Annotated in this window: 17 protein-coding genes and 1 tRNA gene; 14 read left to right on the top strand and 4 right to left on the bottom strand. The window is 65.2% G+C overall.

All coding sequences use genetic code 11. From position 1 onward, the window contains the following. Window positions 1-39 precede the first annotated feature (39 nt). Complete coding sequence (locus tag C2138_RS09890) at window positions 40-531, bottom strand: GNAT family N-acetyltransferase (RefSeq protein WP_108517480.1); 492 nt, start codon at window positions 529-531, stop codon at window positions 40-42. Between the two features lie 59 nt (window positions 532-590). Then, window positions 591-2,039, bottom strand: coding sequence for an NADP-dependent phosphogluconate dehydrogenase (gnd, locus tag C2138_RS09885; protein WP_108517478.1), 1,449 nt, complete (start codon window positions 2,037-2,039; stop codon window positions 591-593). A gap of 122 nt (window positions 2,040-2,161) precedes the next feature. Here gnd and C2138_RS09880 point away from each other — a divergent pair, with 122 nt between their 5' ends. Beyond that, window positions 2,162-2,677 carry a gluconokinase gene (locus C2138_RS09880; RefSeq protein ID WP_108517476.1) on the top strand — a complete coding sequence of 172 codons (516 nt, stop codon included), beginning with the start codon at window positions 2,162-2,164 and terminating at the stop codon, window positions 2,675-2,677. Here the strand turns inward: C2138_RS09880 and C2138_RS09875 are convergent. Continuing rightward, window positions 2,674-3,630 carry an NAD(P)-dependent oxidoreductase gene (locus tag C2138_RS09875; protein ID WP_108517474.1) on the bottom strand — a complete coding sequence of 319 codons (957 nt, stop codon included), beginning with the start codon at window positions 3,628-3,630 and terminating at the stop codon, window positions 2,674-2,676. The genes C2138_RS09880 and C2138_RS09875 overlap by 4 nt on opposite strands. 197 nt (window positions 3,631-3,827) lie before the next feature. On the opposite strand from C2138_RS09875, the gene C2138_RS09870 reads away from it, so the two are divergent. The 3 genes from C2138_RS09870 to mfd are packed head-to-tail and all read left to right on the top strand — an operon-like array spanning window position 3,828 to window position 8,778. After that, window positions 3,828-4,466 carry a 50S ribosomal protein L25/general stress protein Ctc gene (locus C2138_RS09870; protein ID WP_108517473.1) on the top strand — a complete coding sequence of 213 codons (639 nt, stop codon included), beginning with the start codon at window positions 3,828-3,830 and terminating at the stop codon, window positions 4,464-4,466. 40 nt (window positions 4,467-4,506) lie between these two features. Beyond that, window positions 4,507-5,109: an aminoacyl-tRNA hydrolase gene (gene pth, locus C2138_RS09865; protein ID WP_108517471.1), complete on the top strand. Its 603-nt coding sequence runs from the start codon at window positions 4,507-4,509 to the stop codon at window positions 5,107-5,109. A gap of 57 nt (window positions 5,110-5,166) precedes the next feature. Continuing rightward, on the top strand, window positions 5,167-8,778 hold the full coding sequence (mfd, locus tag C2138_RS09860) for a transcription-repair coupling factor (RefSeq protein WP_108517469.1): 3,612 nt from the start codon (window positions 5,167-5,169) through the stop codon (window positions 8,776-8,778). Here the strand turns inward: mfd and C2138_RS09855 are convergent. Beyond that, a complete protein-coding gene (locus C2138_RS09855; RefSeq protein WP_108517467.1) occupies window positions 8,775-9,590 on the bottom strand; it encodes a CPBP family intramembrane glutamic endopeptidase in 816 nt (271 codons plus the stop codon). The genes mfd and C2138_RS09855 overlap by 4 nt on opposite strands. A 61-nt stretch (window positions 9,591-9,651) precedes the next feature. Between C2138_RS09855 and C2138_RS09850 the strand changes: the two genes are divergently transcribed. From C2138_RS09850 to C2138_RS09805, 10 genes are all read left to right on the top strand, one after another. Next, a complete protein-coding gene (locus tag C2138_RS09850) occupies window positions 9,652-10,344 on the top strand; it encodes a nucleoside triphosphate pyrophosphohydrolase (RefSeq protein WP_108517465.1) in 693 nt (230 codons plus the stop codon). Window positions 10,345-10,710: 366 nt separating this feature from the next. After that, entirely contained in the window at window positions 10,711-11,241 is a 531-nt protein-coding gene (locus C2138_RS09845) for a ferritin (protein WP_108517464.1), read from the top strand. A gap of 6 nt (window positions 11,242-11,247) precedes the next feature. Next, window positions 11,248-11,853 carry a TetR/AcrR family transcriptional regulator gene (locus C2138_RS09840; RefSeq protein ID WP_108517462.1) on the top strand — a complete coding sequence of 202 codons (606 nt, stop codon included), beginning with the start codon at window positions 11,248-11,250 and terminating at the stop codon, window positions 11,851-11,853. Continuing rightward, window positions 11,837-13,066 carry a histidine--tRNA ligase gene (gene hisS, locus C2138_RS09835; protein WP_108517460.1) on the top strand — a complete coding sequence of 410 codons (1,230 nt, stop codon included), beginning with the start codon at window positions 11,837-11,839 and terminating at the stop codon, window positions 13,064-13,066. Before C2138_RS09840 ends, hisS begins: the two co-directional genes overlap by 17 nt. A gap of 98 nt (window positions 13,067-13,164) precedes the next feature. Next, the gene (gene eno, locus C2138_RS09830) at window positions 13,165-14,445 is read left to right on the top strand and encodes a phosphopyruvate hydratase (protein ID WP_108517458.1); all 1,281 of its coding nucleotides are present in this window, start codon (window positions 13,165-13,167) and stop codon (window positions 14,443-14,445) included. A gap of 82 nt (window positions 14,446-14,527) precedes the next feature. Further along, window positions 14,528-15,034: an FtsB family cell division protein gene (locus tag C2138_RS09825; RefSeq protein ID WP_108517456.1), complete on the top strand. Its 507-nt coding sequence runs from the start codon at window positions 14,528-14,530 to the stop codon at window positions 15,032-15,034. Further along, complete coding sequence (locus C2138_RS09820) at window positions 15,034-15,585, top strand: DUF501 domain-containing protein (RefSeq protein WP_108517454.1); 552 nt, start codon at window positions 15,034-15,036, stop codon at window positions 15,583-15,585. The genes C2138_RS09825 and C2138_RS09820 overlap by 1 nt, the downstream gene beginning before the upstream one ends. Continuing rightward, complete coding sequence (locus tag C2138_RS09815) at window positions 15,582-16,847, top strand: S8 family peptidase (protein ID WP_108517452.1); 1,266 nt, start codon at window positions 15,582-15,584, stop codon at window positions 16,845-16,847. The genes C2138_RS09820 and C2138_RS09815 overlap by 4 nt, the downstream gene beginning before the upstream one ends. 13 nt (window positions 16,848-16,860) lie before the next feature. Then, complete coding sequence (locus C2138_RS09810; RefSeq protein ID WP_108517451.1) at window positions 16,861-18,198, top strand: NAD(P)/FAD-dependent oxidoreductase; 1,338 nt, start codon at window positions 16,861-16,863, stop codon at window positions 18,196-18,198. A 40-nt stretch (window positions 18,199-18,238) separates the two neighbouring features. After that, window positions 18,239-18,315 (top strand) — tRNA-Leu (locus C2138_RS09805). Window positions 18,316-18,370 lie beyond the last annotated feature (55 nt).

The raw sequence follows: 18,370 nt of genomic DNA, 5'->3' as shown, positions 1-18,370 counted from the left end.
CGCGATGGTGTCGAAACAGTGCGCTAAGAGAGGTGTCGCTTAACCTGCCGCTAACTGGGCGGCACCCGCTAGGGCGTCGCCATCGAGGCGGAATGTTGTCCATTCGTCCATGGGCTCAGCGCCGAGGCTGCGGTAGAAGCCGATGGCCGGCTCGTTCCAGTCGAGCACGGCCCACTCGAGGCGGGCGTAGCCACGCTCGCCGCAGATCGCCGCCAGATTGGTGAGCAGGGCTTTGCCGTAGCCGCGGCCGCGGTATTCGGGCAGCACGAAGAGATCTTCGAGATGAATCCCGTGCACGCCCTCCCACGTGGAGAACGTGAGAAACCAGATGCAGATGCCGGCGAGGGTGCCGGGTTCGTCGCCGTCGATCACATGGGCAAAGACCGCAGGGCTAGTGCCAAAGAGCGCCCGCCGAAGGTCATCCTCCGTGGTGACCACGGCATCCGGTTCCTTCTCATAGATCGCGAGTTCGCCGATCAGCCGCAGGATTTCGGGGACGTCGGAGGGCGCGGCGACACGAATCTGGCTCATCCTGCCAGCGTAGCTGCGCGATGACCCCCAGCCGTGCGGAGGGCCATCGCGAGCAACGCTTAGTGGGTGTCTTCCGCTTCGATTTCGGTGCGGTCACCGCTCCACAGCGTGTGGAAGGTGCCCTCGGCATCCACTCGCTTGTAGGTGTGTGCTCCGAAGAAGTCGCGCTGCCCCTGCACGAGGGCGGCGGGCAAGCGGTCGGCGCGCAGGCCGTCGTAGTAGGCGAGCGACGACGAGAACGCGGGCGAGGGGATGCCGGCCTGCGCTGCGGCGACAACCACTCGGCGCCAGGCGGCCTGGGTCGAGGTGACGACCTCGGCGAAGAAAGAGGCCGTCACGAGCGCTACGAGACCGGGGTTCTCGGCGTAGGCCTCGGTGATTCGGTTAAGGAAGCGGGCACGGATGATGCAGCCGCCGCGCCAGATCTTGGCGATCTCGCCCTTCTTGATGTCCCAGCCGTACTGCTCGGCGCCGGCGACGATCTCGTCGAAGCCCTGCGAGTAGGCGATGATCTTGGAGGCGTAGAGCGCCTGCCGAACATCCTCGACAAACGCTTCGGGGTCGGCGACGACGAATGCCTCGTCGGGGCCGGGCAGGGCGGATGCTGCGGCGCGCTGGGCAGGCTTGGATGACAGTGAGCGGGCGAAGACCGCCTCGGCAATGCCCGAGACCGGGATGCCCAGGTCGAGTGCGGTCTGCACGGTCCAGGCGCCCGTGCCTTTGGCTCCGGCCTGGTCGACGATCACGTCGACGAGAGGCTTGCCGGTCTTGGCATCAACCTGGCGAAGAACCTCGGCCGTGATTTCGATCAGGTAGCTCTCGAGCTCGCCCTTGTTCCACTCGGCAAAGATCTCGGCGATCTCGGCGGGGGACTTGCCGGTGCCGCGGCGGATGAGGTCGTAGGCCTCGGCGATGAGCTGCATGTCGGCGTACTCGATGCCGTTGTGCACCATCTTCACGAAGTGGCCGGCGCCGTCGTGGCCGACGTGCGTCACGCACGGTTCGCCCTCGGCGATGGCCGCGATCGAGCGGAAGATGGGGCCGAGCTTCTCCCAGGCGGCGTCGCTGCCGCCCGGCATGATCGACGGGCCGAGCAGGGCGCCCTCTTCGCCACCGGAGATTCCGGCGCCGACAAAGTTGATGCCCGTCTCGCGCACGGCCTTCTCGCGACGGATGGTGTCGGTGAAGAGTGCGTTGCCGCCGTCGACGATGATGTCGCCGGGCTCAAAGACCTTGACGAGCTCCTCGATCACAGCATCCGTGGGGCCGCCAGCCTTGACCATGATGATGGCGGCGCGGGGCTTCTGCAGCGAGTCGGCAAACTCCTTGTAGTCGTGGGCCGCGATAAAGCCAGCCTCGGGATGCGCGTCGAGCACGCTCTGCGTCTTGGAGAACGAGCGGTTGAAGATCGCTACGGTGTTGCCTTCGCGGCTGGCGAGGTTACGCGCCAGATTCGAGCCCATCACCGCCATTCCGACCACGCCGATGTTTGCCTGTGCGTTCGCCATCTGGGTAACTCCTTGTTCGCGTGACCGGATTCGTGTGATCGTGGGCTACACAACGGTAGCAAAGGCATGCACCATTCTTTGCTGTTGACAATCGCCAGACCGGCGACGGCAAAGGAGTGGGCATGCACATCGTGATGATGGGTGTCTCGGGATCCGGCAAGTCCACAATCGGGCGCCTCGTCGCCGCCGAGCTGGGGTGCGGGTTCATCGAGGGCGATGGTCTGCACCCTCCCGCCAACATCGCCAAAATGTCGGCCGGAGTCCCTCTCGACGACGCAGACCGACGCCCCTGGCTGGAGTTAGTTCGTGAGCGTCTCGCCGAGGTTGGCCGAGAGGAAGGGGATTCGGTCGTCGCCTGTTCAGCTTTGCGAAAGATGTATCGCGACACGCTTCGAGCCGCAGGCGACGTCGTGTTCGTTCACCTTGAGGCAGCGCCGGAGCGAATCCAGCACCGCCTTGAGCAACGCAGCGATCACTTCATGCCAGCCGCGCTCCTCGGCTCGCAGCTTGCCGCGATGGAGCCCCTCGACTCGACCGAAACCGGCTTCACAGTAAGCACTGTCGGCGCGCCCATCGAAGTGGCAGCCCGAATCCTTGTGATGCTGCGCGAACTACCCGGTCCGACTGGTAGAAGCTAGCGCTCCACGGCGTTCGTCACGGGGTCGCCCGCGAGCATCGCCATGACATTGTGGCGGATGAGGTCGGCGGCGCCGAGGGGGCGTCCGCCGGCCGCATGCGGCGTGACGATGACGTTCGGTTCTGCCCACAGCGGTGAATCTGTTGGCAGCGGCTCGGTGCGAAAAACGTCGAGCGCCGCCCCGCCAATGTGGCCAGAGCGCAGGGCGGTGAGCAGGGCATCCTCGTCGACGGTCGATCCGCGACCCACATTGACGAGCCACGCATGCGGCGGCAGCTGCGCAAACACGTCGGCGCCGATGATGCCGTCGGTCTCTGTCGTCGCTGGCAGCAGGTCGATCAGCACGTCGGTTGTGGGCAGGATGCCGGGCAGTCGGTCGGGAGTGACGATCTGCACGTCGCCATCGGTCCGTGCCGTGCGCGCGACCCCGATCACCGTGGCGCCGAGCGCAGCAAGCAGGGGAGCGAGGGTGCTCGCGATGCTGCCGTATCCCCAGATCACCACCTGTGCGCCGCGCAGGGTCGTGAAGGCATGGCGGCCTGTCTCGGCGGTCAGCCAGTTGCGGCCGTTCACCCAGCGGCGAGCATCCTGATCACGCATCGTCTCGTGCAGTCCGCGGGCTGCAGCCAGAACCAGGGCGAGGGTGTGCTCGGCGACGGGCCCGTCGTGGAGCCCCCGGCCGGATGCGATGGTGACCGAGGGGGCGAAGCCCGCGTCGTCGGCGACATCCGTCCCCGCTGAGAGCAATTGCACGAGTCGCAGATTCGGCATTACGGCTGCGGCCTCCGCGAGTTGTGCGGCGGAATTTCGCCACGCAACCAGGCCGATGGCGTCGCGGTGTTCTGCGGGAATGGGCTCTGCGGGGTCGTAGTCGACGAAGTCGATTCCAGCGATCGGGTCGAGTTCGACGGTGACGGTGGTGGGCACGAGGACGGTGGCGTTTCTAGGTGGCACCCTCCTACGGTAGACTTGCCTCTGAACTTCGGCGAGGGATCGCCGGGCGTGTGCGAAAGCAGACGCACGGCACTCCGTTATCGACGCGGCGAGCAGGCTTCGGGCTTTCCTCACGCTGCAGTGCTTTTGAACTGCCGATGCGTTCGAGTTGAACACACAACCACCGGGCCCCGTGCCCGCCACAAGGAGATAACACCATGGGTGAGAAGACCAGCCGCGCAGGACGTCCGTCCGTCGCCAGCACCACCGAGCCGTCCAACAACATCGTCGCAGAACAGCGCGAGAACTTCGGCAAGGGCTTCGCTCGCCGTCTTCGCGCTGAGGGCAAGATCCCCGCTGTGCTTTACGGTCACGGCACCGAGCCCCAGCACCTCGCCCTCCCGGGCCACGAGACCGCTCTTCTGCTCCGCAAGGCCAACGCCATGCTTGAGCTCGACATCAACGGCAAGTCGCAGACCGCGCTGGTCAAGGATGTTCAGAAGGACCCGGTTCGTCAGATCATCGAGCACATCGACCTCGTTGTGATCCGCAAGGGCGAGAAGGTTCAGGTTGACGTTCCCGTGCACGTTGTCGGCGAGGCCGCTCCCGGTGCCTCAGTCGAGCAGGACGCTCACTCGCTTCTCGTTGAGGCTCCCGCAACCTCCATCCCCGAGGCTCTCACGATCAGCGTGGAGGGTGTCGAGCCTGTTACTCACATCCTCGCGTCCGAGATCGAGCTGCCCAAGGGCGTCACTCTGATCGCCGACCCCGAGACCCTCATCGTGAGCGTCGTGGCACCGTCGGCTGCTGAGGAGACCGAGGCTGCTGCCGAGGCTCCCGCCGAGGCCGCTGAGTAAGGCTGCTGACATAGCAAGCTTCTTTTCGAAGATAAAGCCACTGGGCGCCGATTCTGAGGAATCGGCCGCCCAGTGGCTTGTCGTCGGTCTGGGCAACCCCGGGGCCGAGTACGCCGGAAACCGGCACAATGTGGGGCAGATGGTTCTCGCAGAACTTGCGGACCGCGCATCTGCCCCTTTTCGCTCTCATAAGACGAACTCGATGGTCGCGGAGGGCCGAACGGGGCTAGAGGGACCTCGCCTCGTCCTGGCCAAACCCAACAGCTTTATGAATCTCTCGGGCGGACCCGTCGCTGCGCTCATGCGCTTCTACAAGATCCCCGCCGAGCGGCTCATCGTCGTGCACGACGAACTGGACATCCCCTTTGACACCCTTCGCCTCAAGAGTGGCGGCGGACACGGCGGTCACAACGGGTTGCGGGACATCATCTCTGCCATCGGCACCCCCGACTTCATTCGCGTGCGCGTGGGCGTGGGGCGGCCACCGGGCCGTCAGCCCGCCGCCGACTTTGTCTTGCGGGATTTCTCGTCGGCCGAGCGCACCGTTCTGCCCAACCTCTTGGCTGATGGCGCTGACGCGGTCGAAATGGTCGCCCGCGAGGGGCTCACGGCGGCGCAGCAGCGCTTTCACAGCCCCGCCTAGGCGAGTCGGCCAGCGGCTCGTCTGAAGCGTTCAGCCGAGCCCGCGTAGAATTGGCCGGTGATACTCGAGGGATTGATTCCTGCGCTTTCGCGCGCCCAGACGTTCGAGGATGCCCTCCGCTATGCCTCGCGCGACGCCGACTTCTCCCTGGTCGAAGGCCTTCGTGCCCCGCTCCTCGGCGGTCTGCTCACCGCGAGGGGAGACGCTCCTTCTCTTGTGGCCATTGTGGCGACGGGCCGCGAATCCGATTCGCTTGCCGCTGCGCTCTTGAGTGTGGTGCCCTCGGCCGAGGTCGTGCAGTTTCCGGCATGGGAGACGCTGCCCCACGAGCGTTTGAGCCCCAGTACCGAGACGGTGGGCCGACGCATTGAGGCTCTTCGGCGCATCGCTGACTGGCAGAAGCGTCGCGAGGCGGGGCCCGTCTCGCCACTCATCGTGGTAGCTAGCGTTCGGGCTGCTCTCCAGCCACTCGCCGACAACCTCACGCACCTTGATTCGCTCGAGGTGACGGCTGGCGGGAGAGGTTACGATCTCGCCGACCTGCAGCGACGGCTCGTGGACCTGGCGTATTCGCGCGTCGATATGGTCACGCGCCGGGGCGAGTTCGCGGTGCGCGGTGGCATTCTCGATGTCTTTCCGCCGGTGGCGGAGCATCCCCTGCGCATCGAGTTCTTTGGCGACGAGGCCGAGCAGATTCGCGAGTTCTCGGTGGCAGATCAGCGGTCGCTGCCCGAGCCCATCCCCGCGGTGAGCATGCCCGCCTGCCGTGAATTGCTGCTGAGTGACTCCGTGCGTCAACGTGCCCGCGAGATGCTGCCCGAGTTTCCGAGCCTCAGCACCATGCTCGCCAAGATCGCTGACGGCATTCCCGTCGACGGCATGGAGTCGCTTGCTCCCGTTCTCGTCGACAGGCTTGTGCCCCTCACTCACTACGTTCCGGCGGATGCTGCGTTCGCCGTGATCTCGCCCGAGCGGGTCGAGACCAGGGCGACATCGTTGCTAGAGACGAACCGCGAATTCTTGGGGGCGGCGTGGAATGCTGCCACGGCGGGGGCAGAGGCCCCGATCGATCTTGATGCTGGCGACTTTCTCACGGTGCGTGCGTTCCGCGAATCGGCGGGTGACCGCCCCTGGTGGACGCTCAGCTCCTTCGATAGCGGGGCCGCCGCGGCGAGCCTCGATGAGCTCATCGAGTCGGCCGGTGACTATGTGCGCATCGATGCTCGCACGGTTCCGAACTTCACCGGCCAAGCGGATGGCGCCATCGCGCACGTCGGCTCACTGCTCGGCGACGGATGGTCGGTTGCGGTGGTTGCGCAGGGTCATGGGCTTATCGAGCGCGCGGCCGAGGCTCTGGGCGAGCACGGTCTCGCCGCCCGCATCACCGATTCTCTGCCGGATTCGCTCGACCCCGGAGTCGCCTACCTGGTTAAAGGCACGGTTGAGCACGGCTTCGAGATGGAAGACATCCGTCTCGCTGTTCTCAGCGAGACGGAGTTTTACGGTCGCGCTGTCGGCTACGAGTCGCGCCAGATTAAGAAGCTCGGAGTGCGTCGCAAGAACGTCGTCGACCCCCTGCAGCTCAAGACCGGCGACTTTATCGTTCACCAGACCCATGGCATCGGCAAATTCATCGAGCTGGTGCGCCGCGAGGTTTCGACGGGTGGGCGCAACGCCGTCAAGACCACCCGCGAGTTCTTGCTCATTGAATACGCGCCGTCGAAGCGCGGCTATCCCGGCGACAAGCTCTACGTGCCAACGGATCAGCTTGACCTGATCTCCCGATATGTCGGGGGAGAGGCGCCATCGCTCAGCAAGATGGGCGGCAGTGACTGGTCGGCGGCCAAGAGTAAAGCGCGCAAGGCCGTGCGGGATATCGCGGTCGAGCTGGTCAAGCTGTATTCCGCGCGGATGGCCAGTCGTGGACACGCCTTCGCCCCAGACACTCCCTGGCAGCGCGAGTTCGAAGAGGCGTTTCCGTTCGCTGAAACCCCCGATCAGCTCACGACGATCGACGAGGTCAAGGCCGACATGGAGCGGTCGATCGCCATGGATCGACTCGTCGCTGGAGATGTCGGCTACGGCAAGACGGAGGTGGCGGTTCGCGCAGCATTCAAGGCGGTGCAGGACGGCAAGCAGGTCGTCATGCTCGTGCCGACGACCCTGCTCGTCAAGCAGCACCTCGAAACGTTCGCCGAGCGCTTTGCCGGGTTCCCCATCCACCTGCGCGGTCTGAGCCGGTTTCAGACGGACAAGGAGTCCAAAGAGGTCATCGAGGGCTTGGCCGACGGAACAGTCGACGTTGTCATCGGCACGCATCGCCTGCTGTCAAAGAACATCGAGTTCAAAGACCTCGGGCTCGTCATTATCGACGAGGAGCAGCGATTCGGCGTCGAGCACAAGGACGCGCTCAAGAAGCTCAAGACGAACGTCGACATCCTGGCCATGAGCGCGACGCCGATTCCCCGCACGCTCGAAATGGCGGTCACCGGCATCCGCGAAATGTCGACCCTGGCGACTCCGCCGGAGGATCGGCACCCGATTCTCACGTTCGTCGGGCCGTACAGCGAGAAGCAGGTCGGCGCAGCAATTCGCCGAGAACTGCTGCGCGAGGGCCAGGTGTTCTTCGTGCACAACCGAGTGTCGAGCATTAACCGGGTTGCGGCGCAGCTAGCCGAGATCGTGCCGGAGGCGCGCATCGCCGTGGCCCACGGAAAGCTACCGGAGCATGTGCTTGAGCAGGTGATGGTGGATTTTTGGGAGCGCAAGTTCGATGTGCTCGTCTCCACCACCATCATCGAGACCGGCCTCGACGTGTCTAACGCCAACACCCTCATCATTGATCGAGCCGACAAGTACGGGCTCAGCCAGCTCCACCAGTTGCGAGGCCGAGTCGGGCGTGGTCGCGAGCGGGCCTATGCCTACTTTCTCTACGACGGCGACAAGCCGCTCGGTGAGGTCGCCCACGACAGGCTCGCCACGATCGCCGCGAACAATGAGCTCGGTGCCGGCATGCAGGTCGCGCTCAAAGACCTTGAGATTCGCGGCGCGGGCAATCTGCTCGGCGGCGAGCAGTCCGGCCACATCGCCGGGGTTGGCTTCGATCTCTATCTGCGCATGATCGGTGAGGCCGTCAGCACGTTCCGGGGCGAAGAGGTCGAGGGCCCGGCCGAGCTGCGCCTCGAGCTGCCCGTCGATGCCCGCATCCCCGAGGAATACCTTGAGAGCGAGCGTTTGCGCCTTGAGGCCTATCAAAAGCTCTCCGCCGCGAGTTCGCCCGTTGCCGCGCCCGACGCGATCGACTCTGTGGTCGACGAGCTGGTCGACCGATACGGTGAGCTTCCGCCCCCCGTCGCTCAGCTGATCGCGGTGTCTCGCCTGCGTCGCCGTGCACAGAAGGCGGGGCTGAGCGAAGTCGTGGTCATGGGGCCCAACCTGCGCATCGCGCCGATCGAGCTGCCCGATTCGCGCCAGGTTCGCATGCAGCGCATGTACCCGGGGGCCAAGTATGTGGCCCAGGCGGGTGCGCTGGTTGTTCCGCTGCCGAAGGCGGGAGGCGAGCTCTACAGCGACGACGCCCTGGTGCAGTGGGTCGGCGCGCTCTTCGACGCAATGCTGCCCGACGAGAAGCCGGTCGAGCCGGCCGCGGCCACGGCGGCAGGCGCCTAGCGCGGAAGAACGGGGCTCGGCGGCACGGCGCTCGTGCGCCGCCTGCCTGGCTTGCGATGAACCCCAAACACGACCATGGGGATCAGCACGAGCGAGCGCAAGTCGATTGCCGCGTGCACAACGATCGCGAGCACGATGCTGCCGCTGGCCAGGTAGACCACCATCAGCACCAGGCCAATAAGCATGGAGCCGATCACCCCGGCTACCCCCTGATACAGGTGCAGGGCGCCGAATATGAGGATGCTGGCGCCCACGGCGATCAGCGCGCTCCCGGTGATGCCAAAGACGAGGGTGGGCAGGGCGAGGCGAAACATGAGCTCTTCGACCACTCCGGCGTTGATCGAAAGCGCGGCCCCCCAGCGGAGCTCCTGCCGGTTGCGAGGCAGGATCGCGCTGATATCGCCGATGGCGGGCACCTCATCGCTCGCGCGGGCAAGCCAGATCGCACCGACGGCTCCGATCGCAATTGCCGCCCCTGCGGCCCAGACGATGACGCTCGCGGTCATTCCTCCCGCGAGCATGAGATCGCGCCACCATCGCGTCGCAGCCCAGGTCTCGACGTCGGCGAGCATGAGAGGGATGAATTGCCAGGTGAGCGCGAGAATCACAACCGAGGCGCCGCCGAACACCAGGAACGACTCGATCAGCCACTTTCGAAAGGTTGCCTGACGTCGCACGGTGCTGCGATAGCGCTTGAAGCGGCCGTACTCGCGCCGATCCTTGCGGACCGCACGCAGGGTTAGCCCCGCGAGCAAAAGCGCCAGCGCCACAGCAAGCACGATGTGCACATGCGGTTGGCCGGGCGTGAGCATGCTTTATTCTCCCAGTGCCGCGCACGCGAAACGCCCACCCGGTGAGTGACAGGATGGTGCCATGAGCGAACAGCCTGAACTTCGATTCGTGACCGACCAGCCGCTCGCGGCACCGCATCCGAATCTCGACGAGTTGATCGCCGTAATGGCGCAGCTGCGGGGCCCGGGCGGGTGCCCGTGGGATGCCGAGCAGACTCATGAGTCGCTCGTGCGATATCTCGTGGAGGAGACGTTCGAGCTGGTCGACGCGATCGAATCCGGTTCGCGACAGGAGCTCATAGAAGAGCTTGGCGATGTGCTCTATCAGGTGCTCTTTCACTCGGATATTGCCGCCAGCGCCCAGGATGAGCCGTTCACGATTGAGGATGTCGCGGCCCACATGACGGCCAAGATGGTCGCCCGCCATCCGCACGTGTTCGGCGACGCGACGGCCGAGACGGCCGAGGATGTTGTGGCCGTGTGGGACGACGTTAAGTCCCGCGAGAAGTCACACCGCACGAGCATTCTGGATGGGATTCCGCAGGGCATGCCGTCGCTGGCGCTCGCCGACAAGGTTTTGGGTCGAGCCGAAAAGGCCGGCGTGCTTGAGGCTGGATCGTCGGCGGTATCGGTGGCCGACGAAGAGGAGTTGGGCGGCCTGCTCCTGGCCATTGTGGCCTCCGCGCGCACGCAGGGTCTCGACGCCGAGCGGGCGCTGCGATCAACTCTGCGATCGCTGCAGGATGAGATCCGCGGGTCCGAAAGCGCGGAATAGCCGCTCTGTGACCTACGTTCGACGCCGGGTGGGGTGGTGCCCCCCTCGACCCGAACGAGGGGGGCACCCGGCCGGGCGGCTTGCGCTGGAAATTTCACAGCAGAACCCATATGCCCGACCCTGGCCGGTGATTTACCCGATCAACCGGCCATGCTGTGGGGTGTGAGGCCGCGATCGAGCAGAAGTCAATAGCCGCCCTCACAAGCGCTGCTGAGCACTGGAGGGGGCGAGGCAGCGAGCCCAGGATACAGGTCGGTCTACCTGCGCGCAAAACAAGCGTGTGTTCACTTTTTGATCGAGTGACGCGGGCGTTTGGCGTGCCTAACCTTACGTGCGATTGGACGCGCAACGTTGTACGTTCGACCCATGACGAACGCATCCTTCGACCAGCTTCTTTCCGAGCAGATCGGCCACGAGTTCGAGGCTGCCCAGCAGTACATCGCTATCGCCGTGTACTTCGACAACCACGACCTTCCTCAGCTGGCAAAGCACTTCTATAGCCAGGCCATCGAAGAGCGCAACCACGCGATGATGCTCGTGCAGTACCGTCTCGATCGCGATATGGGCGTCGTCATCCCCGGTGTGCCTGCCGTGCGGAACAACTTTGCCGACGAGCGCGAGCCGATTGCTCTCGCCCTCGATCAGGAGAAGCGCGTCACCCGCCAGATCGAAAACCTTTTCGCTGCGGCTCGTGCTGAGACCGACGCGCTGGGCGAGCAGTTCATGCTGTGGTTCCTCAAGGAGCAGGTCGAAGAAGTCTCCTCGATGAGCACGCTTCTGGCCATCGTGGAGCGCGCAGAGAACCTCTTCGACGTGGAGAACTACCTCTCCCGCGAGAGCGTTGGCGACAGCGGCCACGACGCTAACGCGCCCGAGGCTGCCGGCGGCGCGGTCTAACACCCGGTGTCGACTAAGCGTTCCGACCCGATCCTTAAATCGGAGCTGGTCGAGCGCATAATCGACCACCTGCTTGAGCATCCTCTGTCGGGGGTCACGTTCCGCAACCTGGCAGAGGCGCTCGAGGTGAGCACGTTCACGCTCGTCTACCACTTCGGCACCAGGCAGCAGATGCTTCGGGATGTTGTGCGCGCCGTTTATGCCAGAGCAGACGGCTTCGCGCGCTCGCACGAAGCGCCGCCCGAGACCGTCGACGCGTTTGTTTCGCGCGTCGAGGCCGCCTGGGGCTGGGCGCGTCAGCCGCAGAACATCCTTCTCAAACGCCTCGAAATTGAGGCGGCGCTCATGGAGTCCCACGACCCAGAGGGCAACCCGGTCACCCGGGAGCTTTTCTCTGGCTGGCGTGACGCGCTTAGGGAGATGCTCATCGGAGTGGGACTGCCAGAGGAGTCTGCTGCAGACGAAGCTCGGCTCATCGTCGACACCTTTTTCGGGCTCCAGTTCGACCTCATCGCCAACGGAAACGCTGACCAAACCGATGCCGCCTTTGGCCGGTTTGCCGTCTCGGCCCGGCAGCGCCTGTCAGAATGGGGCAATGGCTTCTCCCGTTAATCCGCCGCGCGGAATGCGCGATTTTCTGCCCGCAGACAAGGCCCGCCGTGAGCGGGTGCTCTCGGTGATTCGTGACACGTACCGGTCGCACGGTTTCGACGAGATCGAAACGCCGGTCATGGAAGACAGTGCGCGCCTACACGCCGGTCTCGGTGGAGACAACGAGAAGCTCGCCTTTGGCGTGCTCAAGCGTGGATTGACGACGGAAGATTTCGCTGCGGCGAAAGATGCCCTCGATCTGGCTGACCTGGGATTGCGCTTCGACCTCACCGTGCCGCTCGCCCGCTTCTATGCAACGCACCGAGCGGCACTTCCTCCCGTGTTTAGGGCAATCCAGATCGCGCCGGTATGGCGGGCCGAGCGCCCGCAGAAGGGCCGCTTTCGCCAGTTCGTGCAGTGCGACATCGACATCATCGGTGAAGCGGGTCCGCTTGCCGAGATCGAGCTGATCACCGCGACATCCGCAGTGCTGTCGGCCCTGGGTCTTGAGGGCTGCACGATCCGCATCAATGACCGCCGCATCCTCTTCGGTCTGCTCAATCACTGGAATGTGCCCGCCGAGCAGCAAGACCACGCGCTCATCGTTATCGACAAGCTCGACAAGATCGGGCCAGAGGGTGTCGCAGCAGAACTCGCCGAATCGGGCATCTCCGTCGAGGGTCTCGCCGATGCGCTCGCGACCGGTGGCTGGGATCTGCTCGACGCGCCGCCAGCGTGGCTCGATGTCGACGCCTACCGCGCACTACTCGACCTGCGGGCAGCAGTCCCCGGCGCTGAGCTCGTCTTCGACCCCACCCTCGTGCGAGGCATGGGGTACTACACGGGCACGATCTTCGAGGTCGCGCATCCCGCTCTGGGCTACTCGCTGGGCGGCGGAGGTCGCTACGACGGAATGATCGGCCGCTTCCTGGGTCAGGACGTTCCTGCCTGCGGGTTCTCGCTCGGCTTCGAACGACTGGTCGACCTGGTCGAGCTGGGGCAGGAGACGACGGATGCTATCGCGCTTCTGCACGCAGCAGACGTGCCGGCCTCCAGGCTGGTGTCTCTCAAGTCTGAGCTGGTCGCCCGCGGTCACCGCGTGCGGCTGGAGCGCCGCCCCAAGAACACCAAGGCAACGCTCGAGCGGCTTGCGCACGAGGGGTTCACCCACTTTGCGTTCGTTGACGCCGAGTCTGAGGCCGACTCGCTCGAGCTGCGGCCCCTCGCGGGCTAGCGGCCGCGCGGCATCATCCGCAATCCAGCCTCTCGGGAGACAGACGCGGTGAGTAGGATTGTCACGTCAGCCCCCAACAATTTCTCAAGGAGATCCCCGTGTCGTTGATCGAGGCCATTGGTGCCCGCGAAATTCTGGATTCCCGGGGCAACCCGACCGTCGAGGTCGAGGTTCTTCTCGAGGATGGCACGGTCTCCCGTGCTGCCGTGCCTTCCGGTGCGTCGACGGGTGCTTTTGAGGCCTACGAGCTGCGCGACGGCGACAAGGGCCGCTACCTCGGCAAGGGTGTTGAGAAGGCCGTTGACGCCGTTCTCGACGTGATCGGCCCGGAGCTTGAAGGTTTCGACGCCACCGACCAGCGCTTGATCGACTCTGCCCTCATCGCACTCGATGGCACGGAGAACAAGAACCGGCTCGGCGCCAACGCCATCCTCGGCGTGAGCCTTGCCGTGGCTAAGGCCGCAGCGGACTCTGCTGACCTGCCGCTGTTCCGCTACCTCGGTGGCCCCAACGCGCACACGCTGCCCGTGCCCATGCTCAACGTGATCAACGGCGGCTCGCACGCCGACAGCAACGTCGACATCCAGGAGTTCATGATCCTGCCGATCGGTGCGGACACCTTCAAGGAGGGCCTGCGCTGGGGCGTTGAGACCTACCACGCCCTCAAGGGCATTCTGCACAGCAAGGGTCTGAGCACGGGACTCGGCGACGAGGGCGGCTTCGCGCCGAACCTCGGCAGCAACCGCGATGCTCTCGACCTGCTTGTTGAGGCCATCGAGAAGGCCGGCTTCACGGTCGGTCGCGACATCGCGCTCGGCCTTGACGTTGCCTCAACGGAGTTCTTCGCCGACGGCAAGTACACGTTCGAGGGCAAGCAGATCACCGCGGGAGATCTCTCCGCGTACTACGCCGACCTCGTTGCGTCGTACCCGCTCGTCTCGATCGAAGACCCGCTGGCCGAGGACGACTGGGAGGGCTGGGCTCAGCTCACCGCCGAACTCGGCTCCAAGACCCAGCTCGTGGGTGACGACCTGTTCGTGACCAACCCGAGCCGCCTCGCAACGGGCATCGAAAAGGGCGCCGCCAACTCGATTCTCGTCAAGGTGAACCAGATCGGAACCCTCACCGAGACCCTCGACGCCGTCACCCTCGCCCAGCGCAGCGGTTACACCGCGATCCTCTCGCACCGCTCGGGTGAGACCGAAGACACCACGATCGCCGACCTCGCGGTCGCGACCGACTGCGGTCAGATCAAGACCGGCGCCCCTGCTCGCTCGGAGCGCGTCGCCAAGTACAACCAGCTCCTGCGCATCGAAGAAGAGCTCGACGGCGCGGCGGTCTACGCCGGTCGCAGCGCCTTCCCGCGCTTCAAGGGCTAAGTCCTCGCGAAACAGCGTTGCCCCGTGCGCACCCGCGCACGGGGCAACGCTGTTTGCAGCCGGGGCAAGTTAGGCTTTGATCATGCCCTCGAAGCCCCGTGTCACTCGCCTCGCGGTGGACCTGCCCGCGCAGGGCGGCGCATCATCGTGGCTCCGAGGCATCCGGCTATCTGGCTTCACGATGCTCTCGCTCGGAATGCTGATCGTGTTCGTTGTGGTGTTGGCGCCCTCGCTGCGCATCTTCGCCGAGCAGCAGCACGAACGGGCGACTCTCGCCGCCGAGGTCGAGGCTCAGAAAGATCTCGTAGAAGACCTTGAGCAGGATGTGGCCCGCTGGGATGACCCCAGCTATGTCGAGGCGCAGGCCCGCGAGCGCCTCTATTACGTGAAGCCGGGCGAATTCAGCTACCTGGTCATTGATGACGGCCAGACGGTATCAACAACTTCGGAGGTTCCCATCAGCGCCACATTGCAGACGACCGAGGTCGACTGGGTCAGCATGATGCTGTCATCGGTATTCACGGCAGGGCTTACGGATGCGGTTCCCGCAGACCTGGATGCTCCCGTCATCGAGGGCGGTGTCGGCTAGTGGCAACCCCGCCCTTTGACCCGCCAACGGCAGAGGACATTCGCATTGTGTCTCTCCAGCTCGGCCGCCCCGCTCGCGATGTGATCGGCATTTCGGCGCGCTGTGTCTGCGGCGCGCCCACCGTGGTGTCGACCAAGCCGCGCCTCTCTGACGGCACGCCGTTCCCCACCCTCTATTACCTATGCCACCCGGCCGCTACGGCCGCCGTCTCCACGCTGGAGGCGAACGGTGTGATGACCGAACTTGCTGCCCTGCTCGAGGGCGACGTGGCCGATGCCTACCGTGCCGCGCACGAGGCGTTTCTCGCGGACCGCGAAAGCATTGAGCATGTCGAGGAGATCGCCGGTGTTTCCGCCGGAGGCATGCCCACCCGCGTCAAATGCCTTCACGCCCTGGTCGGGCACTCGCTCGCCGCTGGGCCCGGAGTCAACCCCATCGGCGACCTTGCTCTCGAACGCGCGGCCTGGTCGCCCGATGTGTGTGAGTGCGCCGACTACGACGCCGAGCCTGCCAACAGCACCACCGACGGTTCCGCACCCGACGCGCGATGACCCTGCCTCGCCGTCGCCTCGCTGCCGCGGTAGCCGGCGGCGTCGTTGTCGCGTCGGTGCTGGGGTCTTCGCTGCTGGTGGCTGCTCCCGCGACTGCGGATAGCATCCGGGATCGCCAGTATTGGCTTGCCGACTACGGCATAACCGAGGCGTGGCAGACATCGAAGGGCGATGGGGTCACGGTTGCGGTGATCGACACGGGCGTCGACGGTAGTCACCCCGATCTGGCCGGGGCCGTCGTGGGCGGCTCGGATGCTTCTGGTGTCGGCTCGCCGGATGGCCAGACTCCTGTCGGTTACGCCAGTCGTGAGCACGGCACGATGGTCGCATCGCTTTTGGCGGGCCGCGGCGACGGCCAGGGTGGCGGCATTATCGGAGTGGCCCCCGAGGCGAGCATCCTGTCGGTATCCGTCGGGTTCGGGGTGGGAACCGTGCCGTCGGATGATCAGGTCGCTGCGGCCGTGCGGTGGGCCGTCGATAACGGCGCCGACATCATCAATATGTCTCTCACTCGTAACACCCTCGAATGGCCAGAATCGTGGGACGACGCCTTTCTCTATGCGATGCAGCGCGATGTCGTGATTGTGGCGGCAGCGGGAAACCGTGGCAGCGGCACCACTCAGGTTGGGGCCCCCGCTACCATGCCGGGCGTTCTGACCGTGGCCGGGGTAGATCGGCAGGGTTCCGCGAGCTTCGACGCGTCGTCGCAGGGCATCACGATTTCGGTCGCGGCGCCCAGCGAAGAACTTGTGGGCGCCACCCCGGGCGGGGGTTACTCGACGTGGAGTGGCACGAGCGGCGCGGCTCCGATCGTTGCGGGCCTCGCTGCCCTGGTGCGGTCAGCGCATCCAGAACTTGATGCCGGCAACGTCATTAATAGAATCACGGCAACCGCTCGACCGGTCGGGGGAGCTCAGCTCAGCCCGATCTATGGTCACGGCCTCTTCGACGCGAAGCGTGCGGTCGACGGGTTCGTACCTGCGGTCGATGACAATCCTGCTGGCCTCCTCGCCGACTGGATCAGGCTCTACCGCAGGGCGGATGCCGAGCCAATCCCCACGCCAACACCGGTCGTGCCAGACCCGGTGCCGATCCCCGATACACGGGCGGCGGCCGAAAGCCCGCTCGGCACAGTGCTGCCCTCGGCGGAACAGCTGAGGTTTGTCGGCATCCCCCTCGTGGTGTTCACGATCTTCGGCGCTGCAGCGGCGGCACTCGCGTGGGGCACGTGGCGGCAGGTCAGAGGCACCACTCGCAGGTAGTAGAATTGAAATTGTGCCAAAAATCCTGATTGTCGGCGGCGGATATGCCGGTTTTTACACTGCGCGCGTGCTGGAGAAGCAATTGCGCTCCGGTGAAGCAGAAGTCACGGTAGTTGACCCGCTGCCGTACATGACGTACCAGCCCTTCCTCCCCGAGGTTGCGGCGGGCACTGTCGAGCCGCGTCATGCGGTTGTGCCGCTGCGCCGGCACCTCAAGACCACGAACGTGATCGCGGCGCGCGTGACGGCTGTTGACCACGCCACCAAGACCGCAACGCTGACCCCTGAGGTCGGCGAGCCGTGGGAGTTCTCCTACGACATCATCGTGATGACGGCTGGTGCGATCACCCGCACGTTCCCGATCCCCGGCATCGCCGATGGCGCCTTCGGCCTCAAGACCATTGAAGAAGCGGCCGCCATTCGCGACCGCGTCACCGCCAACTTTGAGAAGGCATCCGTTCTTCCCGCAGGGCCCGCCCGCGACCGCCTGCTCACCTTCACGGTGGTCGGCGGCGGCTTCGCCGGCATCGAGGTCTTCGGCGAGCTGCGCAGCCTTGCGAGCGCACTCCTCAAGCAGTACCCCACGCTGTCGTTCGACGATACGCACTTTCACCTCATCGAGGCCATGGGTCGCATCATGCCCGAGGTTTCGCTCGAGACGAGCAAGTGGGTCATCAAGAACCTCGCCGAGCGTGGCGCGCAGATTCACCTCGACACCCAGCTCACCTCCGCAGTTGACGGCGTCATCGAGACGTCGACGGGCGAGCGCTTCGAAACCGACTTGATCGTCTGGACCGCCGGTGTCATGGCACACCCCGTACTGCGCAACACCGACCTTCCCCTCGAAGAGCGTGGCCGTCTCCGCCTTGGCGCTGACCTCCGTGCCCGCACCGAGGATGGCGACGTTGTCGCTGATGTGTGGGGCGCTGGCGACGCGACCGCGGTTCCCGACCTCAGTGGTGGCGGAGTTGCCGGAATGTGCGTTCCGAACGCTCAGCACGCCGTTCGCCAGGGCAAGCTCCTCGGCAAGAACATTGTCGGCAGCCTGCGTGGCGATGAGCCGCGCGAGTACTTCCACAAGAACATGGGCGCTGTCGCCGGTCTCGGCATCGGGCACGGCGTCTTCCAGGCGGGCAAGCTCTCCATCAAGGGCCTCCTTGCCTGGTTGATGCACCGCGGTTACCACGGCCTCGCGATGCCCATGTGGGAGCGCAAGATTCGCGTCTTCGGCAACTGGATCATCTCGTTCTTCGTGCGTCGCGACACCGTCGGCATCATCGCTCGCGAGAACCCGCGTGCCGTGTTCGAGGAATACGCCGCCCGTCCCAAGGCTGCCGCAACCCGCAAGTAGACTTCGGGGGCACCAGCCGAAGCGGTTCAGGCCGCTTCACGCCCCCGTAGCCCAACCGGCAGAGGCAGACGACTTAAAATCGTCACAGTCAGGGTTCGAATCCCTGCGGGGGCACCACCAAACCGGCGTTAGTTTTCGGCTCTTCGTCGACGCGCCCTGAGGCCGACTGCGG

It is taken from the genome of Salinibacterium hongtaonis (genome assembly GCF_003065485.1).
In the GTDB taxonomy this organism is placed as follows: domain Bacteria; phylum Actinomycetota; class Actinomycetes; order Actinomycetales; family Microbacteriaceae; genus Homoserinimonas; species Homoserinimonas hongtaonis.
Note: the sequence above shows the minus strand (reverse complement) of the source record. Positions and strands in the feature narration are given on the sequence as shown.